The organism is Mesorhizobium sp. 113-3-3, from assembly GCF_016756495.1.
GTDB lineage: Bacteria > Pseudomonadota > Alphaproteobacteria > Rhizobiales > Rhizobiaceae > Mesorhizobium.
In genome coordinates, this window is the sequence record NZ_AP023243.1 from 2,822,620 (window position 1) to 2,839,519 (window position 16,900).

Here is a 16,900-nt window from a genome sequence, read left to right on the forward strand (position 1 = left end):
TCCGGGGATCATTTTTGGGCGATACGCATCAGGCCGATTCAAGCTCCATCGCTTTCTCAGCCGCCTTCGCGAGAAACCCGGATCGAGTATAGCCATGGGCTTCGGCAAAGGCATCAATCCGTCGCAGAACGTCGTCCGGCAGCGTCACGTTGATGCGCACCGCCTTCCTGGCCTCGGTCCTGGCCGCGACCAGGATCGCAACACCGTCACGATTATCGGCATCCGCCATCACGGCCTCCAGACTGGAAGGCTCCGGAATGGCCTCGCCATCCTCGGCCAGCCCTTCGATGTGGAGGGCGAGCGCTTGTTCAGCCATGGACCGGGCGTCATCGAGATCCTTTCCGGCGGTGATCACGCCAGGGAAATCAGGGAAAGACACACCGAAGTCGCTGTCGGCATCCTTATGGATAAGTCCGATATACTGCTTCATGTCCGTCACCTCAGTTTCAGTCCGGATTGCTTTTCGATGCTGCGAAGGGTGCCTATCGGGATGTCGCGCTTGGGATGGGCAACGGTGACCCGCCCTTGCTTGTCACGGTGTTTGAATTGCGCATGGCTGCCCTTTTGGGCAACCTCAAACCAACCATCAGCTTGCAACAAGCGGATAATCTCTGCGCTATTCATGTGTATTTATACACACTGATAGGCGGGCTTTCAATCAAAAATACGAAAGTCGGCTGAAGCCGATAGACCGGCCAGATCGCGTCTGTCATGCCGGGCAGGACGCCCTCGGCATCAAAATTCCGACAATTCCGATAATTCGCAACCCGGCACTGTTATATCGATGTTGCACAAATGGTTGACCCTGGGTTAGCATCCATTTGCTGATGCCGATGGGAGGCAGTTTTTGCAACTGATATCAGCTGGAGCGGCATGCGCTGTCTTGCGCAAGGAGGATGCTCCAACACTTTGAACCGACGCATGATCCCTTCTCAAGACCGATCCCGGTCCTGGGGATTGTGCGTTCTTGTGGAGGAGATCAACCATGAACAGACGTGAATTCCTGATGACGTCCGTGGCCGCGGGCGCGATGATGCTGGCCGCGCGTTCGGCGTTCGCCGAGGACAAGCTGACCATACTGGGCTCGGTGCCCAATCTCGGCTTTCCGTTCTTCGTGCACATGCTGAATGAGATCAAGGCCGAGGCGCAGGCGCAAGGCGTCAACCTGACCGAAAGCGACGGCCAGAATTCGGCCACCAAACAGACCGCCGACATCGAGGCGGCGCTGGTGCAGAAGGTCAACGCCATCGTGATTTCGCCGCTCGACGTCAACGCGCTGGCGCCAGCCATCGAGGAAGCGGTCAAGGCCGGCGTTCCCGTGGTGACGATCGACCGTCGCGTCGACGGTGTCCAGGGTATCCTCGCCCATGTCGGCGCCGACAATGTCAAGGGCGGCGAGGCGGAGGCCAGCGCCATGGTGGCGGCGTTCCCCAATGGCGCCAAGCTGTTCCACCTGCAAGGCCAGCCCGGCGCGGGACCGGCGATCGACCGCAACAAGGGCGTGCACAATGTGCTCGATCCCCTGAAGGACAAGTACCAGATCATCTTCGAGCAGACCGCCAACTTCGCCCGCGCCGAGGCGCTGTCGGTGACGGAAGCCGGCCTTGCCGCCAACGGCAAGCCGGACGCCATCATCTGCGCCAATGACGACATGGCGCTCGGCGCGCTCGAGGCGTGTGCCGCCCGCAACTTCACCGACGTCAAGATCTACGGCTTCGACGCGCTGCCGGAAGCGCTGGTTGCTGTGCGTGACGGTAAGCTCGCCGGCACGGTCGAACAGTTCCCGGGCCAGCAATCGCGCACCGCCGTGCAGATCGCGGTCGCCTACGCCAAGAACAAGACCGAGCCGAAGGAGAAGCTGGTGCTGCTGACGCCGATCGTCATCGGCAAGGACAATCTCGATAAGGCGGAGAGGTTGAGCGAGACGAAGTAGGAGGCCGGTGGGGATCGGCCAAATGGCAAGGCAGGCGGGGGATCGCCCGCCTCTGCCCTGCCGGACATCTCCCCCTCAAGGGGGGAGATCGGTCGTTGTCTCCGCTTTCGCCAATTACCGGCCCTGCAGAAAAGGCGCTGCCGGCAAAACAGCCAATCTCCCCCCTCGTGGGGGAGATGTCCGGCAGGACGGAGGGGGGCGTTCAAGCGCTGACGGAACCCGGATGAACTTCACCCAGGGAGCAACCCTTGCCAGCTGAAGCCGCACCTGTCCTGCTAGCCGTCGAAGGTGTCACCAAGCACTTCTCCGGCGTCACCGCGCTGAGCGATGTCTCGCTCGACATCCATCCCGGCGAAATCCTCGGACTGCTCGGCGAAAACGGCGCCGGCAAATCGACGTTGCTCAAGATCCTGTCGGGCGTCATGCCGCCGTCCAGCGGACGCATCACTTTCGACGGCGCCGACTACGCGCCGTCCAGCCCGCAGGATGCCAAGCGGCTCGGCATCGTCACCATCTACCAGGAGCTCAGCCTGATCCCGACGCTGACCGTGGCCGAGAACATCTTCATCGGCCGTGCGCCGGTCGGGCCGCTCGGGCTGGTGAGCTGGAAACGCATGGAGCGGGATTCGCGAGAAATCATCGCCCGTGTCGGCCTTTCCATCGATCCGATGACGCCGGTTTCGGCGCTGTCGGTGGCCGAGCAGCAGCTGGTCGAGATTGCGCGTGCGCTGTCGCTGAAGAGCCGGCTGATCATCATGGACGAGCCGACCTCGGCGCTGACCGAGACCGAGGTGCAGCGGCTGTTGTCGATCATGGACCGGCTGCGCCAGGACAAGGTCGCCATCATGTTCGTCACCCATAGGCTGGAGGAGGCATCCGCCATCTGCGACCGCATGACGGTGCTGCGCGACGGCCGGCTGGCCGGACATCTCGACCGCGAGAAGGGACGACCCATCCAGCTGCCGCGCATCATCGAGAAGATGGTCGGCCGCGCGGCCTCCGAACTCTACGCGCGGCCGGCGCAGCGCGCGGTGGCCGGCGATGTCGTCTTGTCGGTGCGCGGCTTGCGCACCGTGCGCGATCCCGAAGCGCCGCATGCCATCGTGCTCGACGGCGTAGACATTGATCTCAAGGCGGGCGAAATCCTCGGCGTCGCCGGGCTCGTCGGCTCCGGCCGCACGGAGCTGGCGCGCGCCATTTTCGGCGCTGACCGCATCGCGGCCGGAACCATCACGCTCGATGGCAAACAGATCGCGCCGGCCTCACCGGCCGACGCCATTGCGCTGGGCATCGGCCTGGTGCCGGAGGACCGCAAGCACCAGGCGATCTTTGCAGCACTCGGCATCCTGCCGAATTTCTCCGTCGCTTCGCTTGGGCATTTCAGCAACGGCTTCGGCTTCATGGCCGAGCGGCGCGAGCGCGACGCCCTGTCGGGCTTCCGCAAGATGCTGTCGATCCGCATGGCCTCGGCCGAGCAGGCGATCGAGGGCCTGTCGGGCGGCAACCAGCAGAAGGTGATCCTGGCGCGCTGGCTGGCGCGTGATCCAAAGGTGCTGATCGTCGACGAGCCGACACGCGGCGTCGATGTCGGCGCCAAGGCGGAGGTGCATCAGATCCTGGTGCAACTCGCGGCGCGCGGCATCGCGGTCATGATGATTTCGTCCGAGCTGCCCGAGGTGCTGGCGGTGTCGGACCGCATCGTCACCATGCGGCGGGGGCGCATCACCGGGCAAATGCCGGGCGTCGAGGCAAACGAGGAAAAATTGATGGAACTGATGGCGCTCGACAGCCAAGATGGCCTTGGGCAAGACGCGCTTGGGCAGGATGCGGAGGGACAGGCACGATGAGCATCGCCGAAGAGCAGAACCAGCGCGGCGGCGCGACGGTCGCGCGGCTGTTGATGAGCTTCGGGCCGCTGCTGTTCCTGGCCGCCCTGGTCGTCGTCTTCACCGTGCTGAAACCGAGCTTCATCGACCCGATCAATCTGTTCAACATCACCCGCCAAATCTCGATCACCGGGCTGATCGCGCTCGGCATGACCTTCGTCATTCTCACGGCCGGCATCGATCTTTCGGTCGGCTCGCTGCTGGCCTTCTGCGGCATGGTGGCGGCCGTCGTCGCCAAGGGCGGTGCGGCCAACACGCTGTCGCTGTCGACATCAGGAACGCAGGGCTATGGCTGGTTCGCCGCACTGCTTGCCGCCGTCATCGTCGGTGCTGCCGCCGGCGGCGTGCAGGGGCTCGCCATCACCCGACTGAAAGTGCCGCCCTTCGTCGTCACGCTGGGCGGGCTGACGGTGTTTCGCGGGCTCACGCTGACCATTTCCAATGGCGGCCCGATCTCCGGCTTCGACGCCTCGATGCGCTGGTTCGGCACGGGGCTGATCGGCCCGGTGCCGGTGCCGGCGATCATCTTCGCCATCGCGGCGATCCTGTGCCACATCGTGCTGCGCTACACGCGCTATGGCCGGGCCGTCTACGCCGTCGGCGGCAATGCCGAGGCCGCGCGGCTGTCGGGCCTGCGCGTCGACCGCATCCTGGTTTCGGTCTATGTCATCGTCGGCTTCTTCGCCGGGCTCGCCGCCTTCGTGCTGTCGGCGCGGCTGAATTCTTCCGAAGCTGTGGCCGGCATCGGCTACGAGCTGACGGTGATCTCCGCCGTCGTCATCGGCGGCACCTCGCTGTTCGGCGGCATCGGTTCGGTCGGCGGCACGGTGGTGGGGGCGGCGCTGATCGGCGTGCTGCAGAACGGGCTGCAGTTCAACAATGTCTCGTCCTACACGCAAAGCATCGTGATCGGGCTGATCCTGATCCTAGCGGTGGCGTTCGACCGCTGGCTGAAGTCGCGCGTGAGGCGGTGAGCGCTTCTTCCTTCTCCCACAGAGGGAGAAGGGAAGACCGCGCATCACCCCTGCACCTTCTCCTCAATCACCCGCGCTGAACCCGGCAAAACGCAGCCCCCCAATTTCCCGGCCCGGTTGCAAAACGATCGGGTCTTGCTAGAAAGACGCGGGGCGGGTGGCATCGTGAGAGACCTCATGTTTGCCGATATCATCAGGCCGATCAGCTTGAGTTTTTCGCTGCTGCGGCGCTTCTGGCCGCAGCTTGTCGCACTGGTGCTGGCCGGAGTGCTGGCCGGCGACCTCCTGCTGCAGCTGGCGGCCAAGGTGGCGCTGGCCAATCATTTCGCCGGGCTCGCCATGCTGACGCTGGTGGCGCTGGCGCAACTGGTGGTGACGGTGGCGATGTTCCATGTGCTGCGCCCCGGCCTGCCGCATCTGCTCGCTGCCTCGCGTGGCGCTGGCAAGGCCGAGGAGCCGCCGGCGGCCGACCGGCGCGGCTCGCGGCTGGTGCGCATGATCACCATCGCGCTGCTGCCGTTCTTCGCCTACTACGCCGCCTGGGGCTTTCTCGGCGATATCGTGCGGCAATATTCGCGCGAAACGCTCGACCAGGCCGATTTCGGCCAGAGCGCCAATGTGCTCGACGTGCTGGATTCGCGCTGGCTCTTGATCTCGGTGGCGGTGTCCTGGCTGATCCGCCGGCTGGCCAAGTTCATGCAGACCAGGACTAAAACCGCCTCGTTCTGGCAGATCGTCGTGGTGATCTGCGAAACCAACTGGATCTTCGTCGGTCTCTATGTGATCAGCCGCTGGAAGGATACGGCGCTGCAATGGCTGATGAGCCGGTCCTTCTGGTCGGTGCTGCAGGCGGCGGCCGACGGGCTGGCGAGCCCGGTGCCGGTGGCGATCGCGGCCCCGATGGTGCCGGTCGAGCTCACCACCGTCGCGCCCTCGACGGTGGCCATCAACTTGTTCTTCTACATGCTCCTGCCGCTGATCTGGCTGGTCATGGCGGCGCTGATCTATGGCTATGACGTGCGCGACGACGCCGCGCTGATGCGGGTGCACAACCGGGTGGAGCGGTTCGGCAAGCGCTATGCCGGCCTGCCGAAATTCCTGCGCGATTTCGTCGAGCATTTCATCGCCGGCTACCGCTCGCGCTATCTGCCGATCGCCAATGGCGTGCGGCTGACGGTGAGTTCCAGCCTGCTGCTCCTGTGCACGCTGATCATCGGCTACCGCCTCATCGACTGGGGCGCCGCTTGGCTGTGGCTCGGCGCGACGCGACTGATCGGCCCGCACGACCTCGATGTCTGGCAGATTTTCTCGCATGGCGTGACGCTGCTGTTCGGCAGCCCGTTCCAGGATTCCTCCACCGGCGTTTTGATCGAGCCGATCAGGATTTGTTTTCTCGCCGCTGTGCTCGAGACAGCGTTTTCGCTGTCGAAGGGGGTGGCGAAGGCTGACGCGGCGTAGAAGAGCGTTCTTCTCCCCGTCACTATACGGGGAGCAGGTGCCGGCAGGCGGATGAGGGGCGGCGCCGACGCGAAAGAATTGAGCTTGGATACGCAAAGCCGCGCTGACGCGACGTTCGGCAATCAGCCACTTACCGGAGCGTTGGTGCTGCCCCTCATTGCCCTGCCGGGCATTTCTCCCCGTATAGTGACGGGGAGAAAGTAGCTACCTGGGCGGCCTTTGAAACCGCAAATACCACGGACGCTCGCTGCCCAATCCCACTGCCGGCCGGATGGTCTTGATGGCATCTTCCGGCACGATGAAAGTGTCGCCGATGGTGAGGACGTCGCCCTTTTTGGCGCCGGAAAAGATCGCCGAGGTGCAGTTCATCACGCCCTGCGGCAGGCCGAGGCCGGCGACGACATCCGGCAGCCAGCGGCGGCCGGCAGCGTCGGTCAGCATGAGCTTGCAGCCTAGCCACTGCTTTTGCAGGTCGGGGTCGTCGATGGTGACGGTGAAGGTGGCGATGACAGCGAAGGCGTGGTCGGGCAGGCGGCCGGCCTTGCCGCCGCGCAGATCGGCCAGTTTCCAGTCGCTGCCGCCGAACGCCACGGACTGGCCGAAGTCGACATCACGGGTGATGAGATCCTCGCCATGCAGCCATTCGCGCGCGCTTTCATAGCTGGTTTCGGCCAGCGTCAGCGGCAGCAGAATGGCGATCGCCACAAGGCTGCGCCGCCGCCATTTTTTCTCGGGCTGCGGGTCGGTCGTCGGTCCCATATCTGTCGAAACGGCGCTCATGACTTGCCCTGGGGTGTCTGGCCTTGCTGCGCGTCCAGATCAAACTCGGGCAGCACATCCGTCGGCTGGCCATCGGCGCCTGTCGGCACCCCGTCCAGCCTGATGCGAGCTTGCGCATCGAGCGGGCCGAACTGGCGCGCTGCTATCAGCAGCCTGGCGCCGCGGATCTGGTCGGGCGGCACTTCGAACACGAACAGGCCGCGCTTCTCAAGGCCCGGATCGACGCCATGCGGCGGCATGTCCTGGCGGTAGCCCAGCCGCTCCGTCTGGTGATAGCGCAGCCCGGTCGGGCCTTGCCAGGTGCCGTCGGCAACCGTCGTGGAGGCAGCGTTGGCGGTGAGGTTGGTCGACACCACCGCCCACAGGCCGCTGGTGGTCAACAGCTTCTCCTGGCCGAACTGGTTGGTCTTCAGCGCGCGGGCAAAGACGACCTTGTCGAGCCGGACATCGAAGCTGCGTGCATGCACCGTGTCATGCATGGCGCCGTCGACCGGGATCGGCCCGGTGAGGTCGGCATAATGCGGCTTCGAAACCTGCATGCCGTAGCTAACCGCCACGGTCGTGCAGAGGACGACGAGATTGCCGAGGACGCGGATTCTCATGAGCCGTTTCCCTGTGCGTCCGGCGCCGGCACGTCGGCGACCGGCAAGGTGACGCTGCCGAGCCGGTAGGGATTGAACCAGCCGGGCATGCCGTAGAGGTTGTCGCGCGGCTTGAAGATCTCGGCAGTGACGCCGAAGCTCAATGTGGCCGGGACGGCGGCATCGCCGGCCAGCGGCCAGACATAGGCCATGCGCTCGGTCATGCCGGGATGGAGTTCCGGGGTCAGGGTCGCATCGCGCGTCAGCGCTATCATCGGCATGGGATCAGGCAAGGCGATGCCGTCCGGCTTGAAGACGTCGAAATAGGCCTTGTCGGATTGCGCGGTGCGGTTGGTCATGTCGGCCTCCAGCACCAGCGCCTTCTGGCCGGGCTTCATCAGCACGCCATAGGTCCTGGCGTGGCTGATGTAGGCGCGCACGGGCTGCACGCGCCAGCGCCCGGCATCGATGGCGGTATCAAGCGGCAGCTGGGGTGGGGCGTGGGCGGGGAGGGCACCGAAGGCGCCCATCAGGCCGGCGACGAACAGCGCGGCGATGGTGCCTGCGCCGGCCGTTATCCAGGTTTGAACTTTTGAGCGGGCAGTCCTGAACATTCCAAATCATGCACGTCGAACGAACAGCCACCCCGACGCAATCTAGAAAGAAAAAACGGACATTGGAACCCAGAAATGGCCGGGGAACCCGTAAATGGCTGGTCCAGCCGTGCCGGGCTTCAGGCCGCCTCGAGCGCCCACAAGCGATGACCGTAGCGGCGGAAGAAGCGCGCCACGAGACGCTGCTGCCTGGCCCTGACGAGATCTGGCAGGCGCCGCTCCTGGCGCCAGCGCGGCATGTTGCGCCAGCAGGCGATGAAGCGGGTGGTATCCTCGATGGCTTCCTCAGCCGACAGCGCCGGGCCGATCGCCGCCAGGAACAGCGGTTCGGATTGTTTCAATTCGTCGATGACGGCTTTGCGCCGGAAATGATCCTGGCGGGCCTGCGCGATGCCGTTGCGGCGGATCGCCTCGAAGGCTTCGAGCAGAGCTGGGCTGTCGCCGGTGTAACCGCAGGCGCGGGCGAAATCGGCGGCATCCATCATTGCTCCCGTGCGGCAGGCGACTCACATCTGTGAGTTTATAAAAGCATAACTCAAAAACTGATAAAAGAGAAACTTTTGGGAAAGTGTTAAAACTGCGACTCGACTCGCGGCTCAAAACGCAGGAATATGCGAACAAATCAGGAACAAACGGGGTGGAGAGGCAATGGCATTGCCGGGCAGGAAACCAGTTATCGCGCATGTCGCCTCGCTGTCGGTCGAGTGCGCCGATTGCGGCCGCAACAGGTGGTGGAAGCCGGATGAACTCCGGCGCTTCGGCGTGACGGGCAACACGCCGCTGGCGGAGCTTTCGGGCCGCATCGTCTGCTCGGCCTGCCGCGCCGACGGGCTGCCGGGCACGGCGATTTCAATCCAAGCCGCCTTCATCGACGAGCGCCAGCGCGTGCGCAGCGAAGCGCAGATGCTGAGCGAGCGCGAGGTGCTGGTGGAGGGGGCGAGAAGGGCTTGAGGGGGGGGTGGCGTCAGAAGGCGTCGTCTTCATCGGAGAGGATCACGTCTCGCCCGCCGTGAAAGATTCGGATGATCGTTACGGTCTTGTCCTTGATGGTGAATGCGATCGTTGCCCGCCTGCTATAGCCCACCGTGCGGAGGCCTAGCCTTACATCATCATGACGCGTCCCGCGCTCGGGAAGCGTGCCAAAGTCGGAACAGTAATTGATGACGCGATCGACATAGGCTCACGCAATCCGTTCGCCGGCCTGTGGAACCAGGTAGGTCAGCAAATCCAGCAAGTCTTGCTCTGCGGCCCTGCTGAAGACGACCCTGTGTGTCATGCTTGGCGTGCACGCTCGCCCGCCAGTGCGTCAATGCGGCTATGAAGTCGCTTGCGTACGTCCTCAAGCGGCGAGACGAGCGAAGGATCCTTCTGCAGCGCATCCATCGTTGGCGCCACCTCTTCCCGCAGCCAGCGATCGACCGCTGCGTCGCGTGCGGCAAGAGTTCTCAAGCCATCGCGGATGACTTCGCTCTCGGTGGCGTACTGGCCAGATGAAACCTTGGCCTTCACCATCTGGGCCATTTCAAGCGGCAGGGTAATGGTTAGTGGCTGGGTGCTGCGCATTGTCATTCCTTACCCAAATGTGGGGGTATGACTTAATCATACACTCTTGCGCAACTCCCGCTAGCCGAAGGATGGCCCTGAGGGTGAATCCTCAATACCCCAGCAATTCCTTCAGCGGGATCACCCGCCAGACATGCCTGATCGCATAGCGGTTGAAGGTGATTGTCTTCGGCGGATTGTATTGCTCGACCACCAGCTCGCCCGCCGTGCGCTTGACCAGCTTCTTGATGAAGGCCTTGCCGTTGCGCTCGTTTTCTTCCGGAAACGTCTCGATCACCACATGGTCGCCGGGCACGGCGTCGCGGCCGCCGCAATAGATGAGGTCGCCGGGTTCGTAGCGCGGCACCATGGAATCGGACAGCACATGCAGCGCGAAGACTTTCGGCAGGTTGCGCACGCCCGGCGGCCGCTGGACGTAGCCGGCAGGCTCGCCATTGAAGGTGAAGTCGCCGTCGTCGCCGCCGACCGCGGCCCCCAGCACCTCGATATCCATTGAGCCGGCCGGCATCGGGCCGGCATCGGTGACGACCTCGGCATCCGCCACCGGCCCGGCATCGTCGAGGAAGACGACATGCCCTTGGCCGAGCGCCACCGGGTCGACGCGCAGGAAGGCCGCGGTCTTCAGCAGGTTCTCGGTCTTGGGCAGGTTGCGGCCGGTTTCCCAATTGCCGACGGCGGCGACATCGGTGTCGTTGTGCTCGGCAATGTGGCGCATGACCAAGCCGCGCTGCTTGCGCGCCTGGCGTATCGCCGCCCCGACCTTGATCGACAGTTCCGTTTTGGCCATGGCGCCCATGTGAGTGATGAAAGCGGCCCTCGTCTATGAAAGAATGGCTTGCATCATTTTTTGAGTTATGCTTATATCTGGCCATGCAGAACCTGTCCAGTCTTCATGGCGCGGTCGCGCCAGCCTCGCGCGAGGCAAGCCCGGCGATCGAAGTCGCCGCCCATTCCCTTCCGTCCCGGCCGTCCTCCCCGGCCGGGGCGAAGCCCGAGCGCCTCGATGCCTCGGGTCCGGTCCGCCCGTCCCCGGCGGCCGGAACGGCCGGAGCCGCCGCTCCCCTCGGCTCCGGCCCCCCATTCGACCGGCCTGCTGCCGGTCCATACGCGCGCTCCTGCATCCGCACGCAGGACGGCACCGTCATCCTGTTCGAGCCGATGACGGGCAGGGCGGTTTCCGCCCCTGACAGAAAGACGGCCGAGGCGCGGTTGGCGCGCCTGGCCGCCGGGCATTCGATCCGCTCCGGCTGATCCGGCCGCGCGCCGGCTTTCGCACCGAACCTCTGACCGTGGCCCGGACCGGGCCCGAACCCTGACGCCTGGCCGACGGCGTGCTTTCGAGCGCGGCCGAGGACTGACCCCTGGATGGAGCCCTGGACATGGCAAGCTACAGCGACGCCGAACTGCAAGAGATCGCCCGCTGGTTGAAGGAGGGGCTTTCGGCCTCGCGGATCGCGGCGGCGTTCAGCGTGCTGCGCGGCAGCCCGGTCTCACGCAACGCCATCATCGGCATCGTGCACCGCAACGCCATGCTGGGCGCGATCGGCTTTGCCAATGGCCGGGGGATGCCGCCGGTCGCGGGGTACGTCGCCGGCGAACAGGCAATACGCAAGCCCGTGCCCGCAAAGCGGGCAAAGGGCAAGAGCAATGGCAAGGCAGTCGCGGAAAAGCCCGCCGGTGTCGATGCCGCCAAGAGCGCGCGCAAGAACAAGGCGCGGACCAGGCGCGATTCCTCGCCGGCCTGGCTGCCGCCGCGCCTGTTCGTGCGCGAAGTGGGCGTGCTGATCGCCGATGGCGAAGCCTATCGTCTCAAGGTGCCGGCACAGCCACGCGGACCGATCGGCCGCCAGCCGCATGGCGTGGCGATGCGCTTCATCGACTGCCTGTTTTCCCGCTGCCGCGCGCCGCTCGATCTGACGCTGGACGAGGATCCTCAGAACGACGCGCCGGGCGGCCAGCCCGGCGCCGACATGCTGTGCTGCGGCATGCGGACCAAAGGGCTGAAAAGTTACTGCGGCTACCACCAGCGGCGCTTTCAGAGGCGGGTTTGCGCGTGAGCCTATTTGGGTATCTGCCGGCCCTGCTTGGGCATGCGGCTCTGCACGGTGCGCGGCTCCAGCCTCATGGCCGGGCCGGCTTCGGCAGCCAGAATGCCGGCGACGCGGGCAAAGCCGGTGAACACTTTCATGGCGTCGGATTCAGAAATCTGTGCCGCGATCGCGGCACTGCAAGCGTTGAGCGCGCTGCGGTAGACATGGCCACGCCGCTCGATCGGCCAGCGCTGCAGGAAATCGGCTGCGTCGCTGACGCTGTCAATCTCCTCGACATGGCCTTCCAGGGACACTTTGAGCGGCACTCCGGTTTTCAGCGTACCCACGGCGTTCACCTTCGATCTCGGCGTAGTTTTAAAGCCTATGCTTATAAACGCGCAAGGCCGCCACGCGGTTGCATCGCCCTGGCGTCACGGCCCGGCGGCGGCGTCGAGCCAGTCATGCGCGCGGCTTCTGGGCTTCTCCACCAATATGCCCTGTTGCCGGGCGGTCTTGCTGAAGGCCTCGAAGGCGGTGCGCGGGCAGCAACTGCCCTCGACAGCCAGCCGGACCAGCCTCGCGGCTTCGACATAGGCGGGTGCCGTCTTGTCGGGCCACTGGTGTCGCAAGGCCGTCTCGGCGTCGGCCACCGAGCCGACCAGCATGGTCTTGTTGTCGCAAAAGCGCAGCGTAATCGGCATGAACGCCGTCATCGGCAAACCTCCCCTTGGAATCGACGCGTCATAACGTGCGGCCCGGCGACTGGTTCCATTAGCTTGCGTGCAGGTGAGGGGCCGGCATGAGCGAGCGGCCCTTCATGCAGCTCTACGTCTCCGATTTCGTCGGCGACACCTTGCAACTCTCCACCGAGCAGATCGGCGCCTACATGCTCATCCTGATGGCGATGTGGAATGCCGGCGGACGGCTGCCCGACGATGACGCCAAGCTCGCGCGGGTGGCGCGCCTCTCGCCCAGGAGGTGGCATGCCATCAGCGGCGACCTGTTGACCTTCTTCGAGCGCGAGGCGGGCGAGATCGGCCACAAGAGGCTGACGAAAGAGCTGCACAAGGCGCAGGTCAAAAGCGAGGCGAGGGCCGCCGCCGGGGCACGCGGTGGAACCGCTACCGCCTTGAAAACAAAGGCACATGGGGCGGCAAATGCCGGCGCTTTGCCGCGGCATTCTCCAGACTCCAGAAACCAGAGTGAAAAAGCTTTTTCTTCTGCGGGTGAGAACGAAACGGCTCCCGTCTTTTCGGGGAAAAAACCCGGCTGGCACCGGCCTAAAACCCATACCGACGCCGCCAACGCCATCATCGAGGAGATCCGCAGCCATGACCGCAGCCGAATTGCAGCAGGCGACGAAGGCGCTGGCCGCGATGTTCTCATGCTTCCCGCAATCGGCCCTGACTGATGTCGAAATGCAGATGCGCGGCTATCTCGGCGCGGTGCGCGACGCCGAGCTTACCGATCTGCAGGCCGCCATCCAGCGCTTCGTGCGCGGCGAGGTGAAAAGCGGCAACGCCCAGTTCTGCCCGTCGAGCGCGCAGCTCTGCATTGAGGTGCGGGAGCGGCGGACGATGCGCGAGCTGATGGCGAGACGGGCGGTGCAAGCGCCCGTGAAGCAGATGACTGGGTGAGGTCGGCGGGACAGCGACCTCTCCACCAAAAACACCACACCCCAAAAACCAAGGAGCCACCCATGCCCAAGAAAGCCAAAGCCGCCAAACCGCAGGCGCCCAAACTGCCGAAGGGCGAGGCCGAGCAGGTGCGCATCCGCCGCGAGATCGGCCATGATTTCGCATTCAGCGACGACGCCTTCGGCCGCAAGCGGCTCAACGCCGGCACGGCTGAAGCACGGCGCGTCTATGAAGTGTCGAATGACGGCTACACCTCGACAGGCGGCATCGTGCGGGTGCGCAATGTCGATCCGCTCATCGGCATCACCTCGCTGTCGCGCCAGCAGCGCGAGGCCGGCCAGCGCTACCGCGAGGATTTCCAGTGCAGCCAGCAGGCCGGCGTCAAACCGATGCGCTGGAGCGAGCGCGTCAACGGCGGCCGCCAGGGCGGCGGCATCGCTGACAGCGTGCTCGACGCCGGCCGCGCGCACGCCGCCGCAACCAGGGCGCTGGGCCACTGGGAGGTCGCGGCGGTGGTGCGGCAAGTCTGCTGCGCGGGGGAGTCGGTCAAAGGTGTGGCGGAGCAGACGGGCGAGGGGCGAGACGTGGTGACGAAACTGCTGAAGGTCGGGCTGGACCTGCTGGCGGTGCACTACGGGATGATGATGGGGCGGTGACGTGCCGGCGAAACTGATCCTGCCGGCATTGCCGGCCGGATCAGTTCACAAGATCAGCCTATCGGCAGACGCGGATTTCCTCGACGATCCTGTGATGATGACGCCAGTGGTTGATCACTTCGATGTGGCAACGATGATGGTGTCGGTGGAAATAACGCGGCCTGTAGCCGTCATCATAGGCGTCGTAGGGGCCATAGACATAGCGGCCGCCATAGTCCCCATCGTAATAGTCATTGCCGCCGTAATAGTCGTTGTAGCCCCCACCGATACCGATAAAGACATGACTGCGGGCGTCGGCCGGCGCGATCATCGCCGCCGCCGAAGCAATGGCGATAACCGAGGTAAGCAGGAGCTTCTTCATGGCTACCTCCTCTTCAAGGTTTGTCTAATATAACTCCCGGGAGGCGGGCGCGTTCCATGCATTTGTGATGAGGGCCGAACCTTGGTGCGAGAAGCCTTCGACGGCCCGGAAATGTGTATTGCCTACCGAGCCCAATCCACGTCGATCTCGGTTGGCTTTGGCAACCGAAACCGGCGCAACGTTACGAGGCCCGCCGTGAAGGTTATGATGTGGATCAGGACCCCTGGGTGAACCCAGGGTTGGCTGTCGCGTTGGGGTGAATCGGCTTGGGATGGGTGTTTCTGCAAAAGGGCTGACTCCGGCGCTGCCCCTCATCCGCCTGCCGGCACCTGCCCTTCGCTGTCGCTCCGGGCGTTCACTGCTCGGAAGCCAAGCAATTCGCTTTCCGTCCGCTACGCGGACCGCGCCTCACCCCCGTGGACGGGGAGAAGGCAGCTAACCCCTAAAACAGCGCCTTCTCCAGCGGCCCCTCCAAGGTCTCGGCAAAGGCCGTCGCCAAATGATGCCGGTCACGAAACGCCAGCTTGCCGCCGATGAAGACATGGCACTGCGTCGGGCCGCAGAAGCGGTCGGTGAGGTCGACATAGAGCGTGGCGGGCACGCTTTTGACCACGGCGCGCTCTTGTGCCGCGGTGGTGTCGTTGGCGGCTTGCGCGCGCGGCGTGTCGCAGCGCGAGGGGGCTTCGCGCCACCATAGCGCACGCGCCACGCAGGAATCGGCAAAGCTGTCGCCGATCGGCGTGTCGCGGATGACGGCGGTCTCGACGCCGGCCTGGCTGAAAGCCTGCAGCGTGGAGCGCAGGCCGGCCTGCCAGCGCGCGGTCTCGGCCTTGCGGCCGGCGGCGGGCATGTCGCGCGTCAGATTGCCGATCGAGAATTCCGAAATCACCACCAGGCGCGGCTTGCGGCGGATGATGTCCGCGATCGCCTGTTCGCGCCAGGCGTCGCATTCGGTGTAGTCGCGCTTCAGCACCGTGTTGAAGGTCGGCAGCCGCGAGGCGCGGCAGGAGGATTTGAGATAGGTTACCACCTTGGTGTCGTTGCGCCTGGCCGCCTCGACCAGCGGCGTCGACCAGTGGTCGGCGTGCGAATCGCCGAACAGCACGATGGTGTGGGCGGCGTCGGCCGGGCCGAATGTGCAGGGTTTGGGCTTCACCGTGTGGAAATCGAGCAGGCAGTTTTTGTCCACGGCGCGCGCGATGGAGGGCTGTTCGGCCGCCTGTTCGATGCCGCGCTGGGCGGGGTCGATATTGCGTGTCGCCAGATGCGCATTGGTATAGGCCGCCGCCACGCCGACGCCGGTCAGCGCCAGGGCGGGGACCAGCGCTCGCGCGCCAACGGTCAGCCAGCCGAAGCGCCGTCCGGGATTCTCGATCAGGTGATAAGTGAGAAATGACAATGCCAGCGCCAGTGCGCCGCAGCCCAGGCGTTGCGCCACGCCGAGATCCGGCACCAGCATTTGCGCATAGACGATGACAGGCCAGTGCCAGAGATAGAGCGAGTAGGAGAGCGCGCCGACCCATTGCAGAGGCGGCAGCGAGAGCAGGGAAGCGGGCATCAGGGCCTGCCAGCCGGTCGGGCTGGCTGGCTCCGGCTCTTTGCCCACTCCGCCCAGCAGCACCAGCACCGTGCCGGCCACGGGGAGAACCGCGTACCAGCCGGGGAAGGGCAGGTCTTCGCTCAGGCTGAGATAGGCCGTCGCGATCAGCGCCAGGCCGAGCCAGCCCTGTGCTGAGCGCAGCCATGGCCGCTGTTGCCGCAAGGCCGCCGGCACCAGCGTCGCCAGGCCGCCGGCGGCGAACTCCCAGGCGCGCAGCGGCGAGAAGTAGAAGGCCCAGGCCGGCGAGAGGCTGGTCAGCCACAGGCAGGCGGCGAACGAAGCGAGGCCGGCGACGCCGATCACCGCCACCGCCATGCGTTTGCCCGGACGCAGCCAGGCGGCGAACACGAGCAGTGCGGGCCAGACGAGATAGAACTGCTCTTCCACCGACAGCGACCAGAAATGGATGAAGGGATTGCTCAAAGCGTCTGCAGCGAAATAGTCGAACGACCAGCGCAGCAGCCAAAGATTGATGGCATAGGCCGAGGCGAACATGGCGCCGCGCGAATAGAGCGCCTGCTCCTGCGGCGCCAGGATGAAATATCCGGCGCCAAGCGTCGCCAGGATGACGAACAGCGCCGCCGGCAAAAGGCGTCGGGCACGGCGGGCATAGAAGCGCCAGAGGTCGAGCCGGCCGGTCTCGGTGATCTCGCCCATGAGGTGCGTCGTGATCAGCCAGCCGGAAATGACGAAGAAGATGTCGACGCCGGCAAAGCCGCCCGGCAGGGCCGTGAGGCCGAAATGATAAGCCACGACGCCGCCGACCGCCAGCGCGCGCAATCCCTGTATATCAGGCCGAAACGATGCCGCCACGAGGCCTCCTTCGT

22 protein-coding genes are annotated in these 16,900 nt (G+C 64.9%); 10 read left to right on the top strand and 12 right to left on the bottom strand.

All coding sequences use genetic code 11. From position 1 onward, the window contains the following. Positions 1–28 precede the first annotated feature (28 nt). Entirely contained in the window at positions 29–430 is a 402-nt protein-coding gene (locus tag JG746_RS13730; protein ID WP_202358609.1) for a type II toxin-antitoxin system HicB family antitoxin, read from the bottom strand. Positions 431–435: 5 nt separating this feature from the next. Further along, entirely contained in the window at positions 436–624 is a 189-nt protein-coding gene (locus JG746_RS13735) for a type II toxin-antitoxin system HicA family toxin (protein ID WP_202358610.1), read from the bottom strand. 361 nt (positions 625–985) lie between these two features. Between JG746_RS13735 and JG746_RS13740 the strand changes: the two genes are divergently transcribed. From JG746_RS13740 to JG746_RS13755, 4 genes are all read left to right on the top strand, one after another. Further along, entirely contained in the window at positions 986–1,933 is a 948-nt protein-coding gene (locus tag JG746_RS13740) for a substrate-binding domain-containing protein (RefSeq protein WP_202358611.1), read from the top strand. Between the two features lie 248 nt (positions 1,934–2,181). Then, on the top strand, positions 2,182–3,780 hold the full coding sequence (locus JG746_RS13745; RefSeq protein WP_202358612.1) for a sugar ABC transporter ATP-binding protein: 1,599 nt from the start codon (positions 2,182–2,184) through the stop codon (positions 3,778–3,780). Beyond that, positions 3,777–4,793, top strand: coding sequence for an ABC transporter permease (locus tag JG746_RS13750; RefSeq protein WP_202358613.1), 1,017 nt, complete (start codon positions 3,777–3,779; stop codon positions 4,791–4,793). The genes JG746_RS13745 and JG746_RS13750 overlap by 4 nt, the downstream gene beginning before the upstream one ends. A gap of 177 nt (positions 4,794–4,970) precedes the next feature. Continuing rightward, positions 4,971–6,251: a hypothetical protein gene (locus JG746_RS13755; RefSeq protein WP_202358614.1), complete on the top strand. Its 1,281-nt coding sequence runs from the start codon at positions 4,971–4,973 to the stop codon at positions 6,249–6,251. Positions 6,252–6,455: 204 nt separating this feature from the next. On the opposite strand, the gene JG746_RS13760 is transcribed toward JG746_RS13755, so the two are convergent. The 4 genes from JG746_RS13760 to JG746_RS13775 all read right to left on the bottom strand — a co-directional run bounded on the left by JG746_RS13760 (position 6,456) and on the right by JG746_RS13775 (position 8,708). Further along, on the bottom strand, positions 6,456–7,031 hold the full coding sequence (locus tag JG746_RS13760) for a hypothetical protein (protein WP_202358615.1): 576 nt from the start codon (positions 7,029–7,031) through the stop codon (positions 6,456–6,458). After that, a complete protein-coding gene (locus JG746_RS13765; RefSeq protein WP_202358616.1) occupies positions 7,028–7,633 on the bottom strand; it encodes a hypothetical protein in 606 nt (201 codons plus the stop codon). The genes JG746_RS13760 and JG746_RS13765 overlap by 4 nt, the downstream gene beginning before the upstream one ends. Next, a complete protein-coding gene (locus JG746_RS13770; protein WP_202358617.1) occupies positions 7,630–8,226 on the bottom strand; it encodes a hypothetical protein in 597 nt (198 codons plus the stop codon). Before JG746_RS13770 ends, JG746_RS13765 begins: the two co-directional genes overlap by 4 nt. A gap of 119 nt (positions 8,227–8,345) precedes the next feature. Beyond that, positions 8,346–8,708 carry a hypothetical protein gene (locus JG746_RS13775; protein WP_202358618.1) on the bottom strand — a complete coding sequence of 121 codons (363 nt, stop codon included), beginning with the start codon at positions 8,706–8,708 and terminating at the stop codon, positions 8,346–8,348. Between the two features lie 166 nt (positions 8,709–8,874). Here JG746_RS13775 and JG746_RS13780 point away from each other — a divergent pair, with 166 nt between their 5' ends. Beyond that, positions 8,875–9,177, top strand: coding sequence for a hypothetical protein (locus JG746_RS13780; RefSeq protein ID WP_202358619.1), 303 nt, complete (start codon positions 8,875–8,877; stop codon positions 9,175–9,177). A 321-nt stretch (positions 9,178–9,498) separates the two neighbouring features. Here JG746_RS13780 and JG746_RS13785 read toward each other — a convergent pair whose 3' ends face one another. Continuing rightward, positions 9,499–9,789, bottom strand: coding sequence for a ribbon-helix-helix domain-containing protein (locus JG746_RS13785; protein ID WP_202358620.1), 291 nt, complete (start codon positions 9,787–9,789; stop codon positions 9,499–9,501). Positions 9,790–9,880: 91 nt separating this feature from the next. Then, the gene (locus tag JG746_RS13790; protein WP_202358621.1) at positions 9,881–10,585 is read right to left on the bottom strand and encodes an XRE family transcriptional regulator; all 705 of its coding nucleotides are present in this window, start codon (positions 10,583–10,585) and stop codon (positions 9,881–9,883) included. Between the two features lie 74 nt (positions 10,586–10,659). On the opposite strand from JG746_RS13790, the gene JG746_RS13795 reads away from it, so the two are divergent. Both JG746_RS13795 and JG746_RS13800 read left to right on the top strand, forming a co-directional pair. Next, a complete protein-coding gene (locus JG746_RS13795) occupies positions 10,660–11,040 on the top strand; it encodes a hypothetical protein (protein WP_244730790.1) in 381 nt (126 codons plus the stop codon). Positions 11,041–11,168: 128 nt separating this feature from the next. After that, on the top strand, positions 11,169–11,846 hold the full coding sequence (locus JG746_RS13800; RefSeq protein WP_202358623.1) for a GcrA cell cycle regulator: 678 nt from the start codon (positions 11,169–11,171) through the stop codon (positions 11,844–11,846). Between the two features lie 2 nt (positions 11,847–11,848). Here JG746_RS13800 and JG746_RS13805 read toward each other — a convergent pair whose 3' ends face one another. After that, positions 11,849–12,166: a DUF982 domain-containing protein gene (locus JG746_RS13805; RefSeq protein WP_446721198.1), complete on the bottom strand. Its 318-nt coding sequence runs from the start codon at positions 12,164–12,166 to the stop codon at positions 11,849–11,851. An 84-nt stretch (positions 12,167–12,250) separates the two neighbouring features. Further along, a complete protein-coding gene (locus JG746_RS13810; RefSeq protein WP_202358624.1) occupies positions 12,251–12,532 on the bottom strand; it encodes a DUF982 domain-containing protein in 282 nt (93 codons plus the stop codon). A gap of 86 nt (positions 12,533–12,618) precedes the next feature. Between JG746_RS13810 and JG746_RS13815 the strand changes: the two genes are divergently transcribed. From JG746_RS13815 to JG746_RS13825, 3 genes are all read left to right on the top strand, one after another. Further along, positions 12,619–13,230 carry a YdaU family protein gene (locus tag JG746_RS13815; protein WP_202358625.1) on the top strand — a complete coding sequence of 204 codons (612 nt, stop codon included), beginning with the start codon at positions 12,619–12,621 and terminating at the stop codon, positions 13,228–13,230. Next, positions 13,151–13,456 (top strand): hypothetical protein, encoded by a 306-nt coding sequence (locus JG746_RS13820; RefSeq protein ID WP_202358626.1) that lies wholly within the window; start codon positions 13,151–13,153, stop codon positions 13,454–13,456. Before JG746_RS13815 ends, JG746_RS13820 begins: the two co-directional genes overlap by 80 nt. A 62-nt stretch (positions 13,457–13,518) precedes the next feature. Then, on the top strand, positions 13,519–14,112 hold the full coding sequence (locus JG746_RS13825) for a DUF6456 domain-containing protein (RefSeq protein WP_202358627.1): 594 nt from the start codon (positions 13,519–13,521) through the stop codon (positions 14,110–14,112). Between the two features lie 58 nt (positions 14,113–14,170). Here the strand turns inward: JG746_RS13825 and JG746_RS13830 are convergent, their stop codons facing one another. Then, entirely contained in the window at positions 14,171–14,473 is a 303-nt protein-coding gene (locus JG746_RS13830; RefSeq protein ID WP_202358628.1) for a hypothetical protein, read from the bottom strand. 442 nt (positions 14,474–14,915) lie between these two features. Then, positions 14,916–16,886: an acyltransferase family protein gene (locus tag JG746_RS13835; RefSeq protein ID WP_202358629.1), complete on the bottom strand. Its 1,971-nt coding sequence runs from the start codon at positions 16,884–16,886 to the stop codon at positions 14,916–14,918. Positions 16,887–16,900: the final 14 nt, after the last annotated feature.

Bases quoted from the DNA above. Each gene is read 5' to 3' on its own strand.
- JG746_RS13765 (WP_202358616.1), bottom strand. From the start codon at position 7,633: ATGAGAATCCGCGTCCTCGGCAATCTCGTCGTCCTCTGCACGACCGTG.
- JG746_RS13800 (WP_202358623.1), top strand. From the start codon at position 11,169: ATGGCAAGCTACAGCGACGCCGAACTGCAAGAGATCGCCCGCTGGTTG.
- JG746_RS13750 (WP_202358613.1), top strand. From the start codon at position 3,777: ATGAGCATCGCCGAAGAGCAGAACCAGCGCGGCGGCGCGACGGTCGCG.
- JG746_RS13730 (WP_202358609.1), bottom strand. From the start codon at position 430: ATGAAGCAGTATATCGGACTTATCCATAAGGATGCCGACAGCGACTTC.
- JG746_RS13790 (WP_202358621.1), bottom strand. From the start codon at position 10,585: ATGGGCGCCATGGCCAAAACGGAACTGTCGATCAAGGTCGGGGCGGCG.
- JG746_RS13755 (WP_202358614.1), top strand. From the start codon at position 4,971: ATGTTTGCCGATATCATCAGGCCGATCAGCTTGAGTTTTTCGCTGCTG.
- JG746_RS13825 (WP_202358627.1), top strand. From the start codon at position 13,519: ATGCCCAAGAAAGCCAAAGCCGCCAAACCGCAGGCGCCCAAACTGCCG.
- JG746_RS13820 (WP_202358626.1), top strand. From the start codon at position 13,151: ATGACCGCAGCCGAATTGCAGCAGGCGACGAAGGCGCTGGCCGCGATG.
- JG746_RS13815 (WP_202358625.1), top strand. From the start codon at position 12,619: ATGAGCGAGCGGCCCTTCATGCAGCTCTACGTCTCCGATTTCGTCGGC.
- JG746_RS13775 (WP_202358618.1), bottom strand. From the start codon at position 8,708: ATGGATGCCGCCGATTTCGCCCGCGCCTGCGGTTACACCGGCGACAGC.
- JG746_RS13795 (WP_244730790.1), top strand. From the start codon at position 10,660: ATGCAGAACCTGTCCAGTCTTCATGGCGCGGTCGCGCCAGCCTCGCGC.
- JG746_RS13770 (WP_202358617.1), bottom strand. From the start codon at position 8,226: ATGTTCAGGACTGCCCGCTCAAAAGTTCAAACCTGGATAACGGCCGGC.
- JG746_RS13740 (WP_202358611.1), top strand. From the start codon at position 986: ATGAACAGACGTGAATTCCTGATGACGTCCGTGGCCGCGGGCGCGATG.
- JG746_RS13780 (WP_202358619.1), top strand. From the start codon at position 8,875: ATGGCATTGCCGGGCAGGAAACCAGTTATCGCGCATGTCGCCTCGCTG.
- JG746_RS13735 (WP_202358610.1), bottom strand. From the start codon at position 624: ATGAATAGCGCAGAGATTATCCGCTTGTTGCAAGCTGATGGTTGGTTT.
- JG746_RS13785 (WP_202358620.1), bottom strand. From the start codon at position 9,789: ATGCGCAGCACCCAGCCACTAACCATTACCCTGCCGCTTGAAATGGCC.
- JG746_RS13810 (WP_202358624.1), bottom strand. From the start codon at position 12,532: ATGACGGCGTTCATGCCGATTACGCTGCGCTTTTGCGACAACAAGACC.
- JG746_RS13760 (WP_202358615.1), bottom strand. From the start codon at position 7,031: ATGAGCGCCGTTTCGACAGATATGGGACCGACGACCGACCCGCAGCCC.
- JG746_RS13830 (WP_202358628.1), bottom strand. From the start codon at position 14,473: ATGAAGAAGCTCCTGCTTACCTCGGTTATCGCCATTGCTTCGGCGGCG.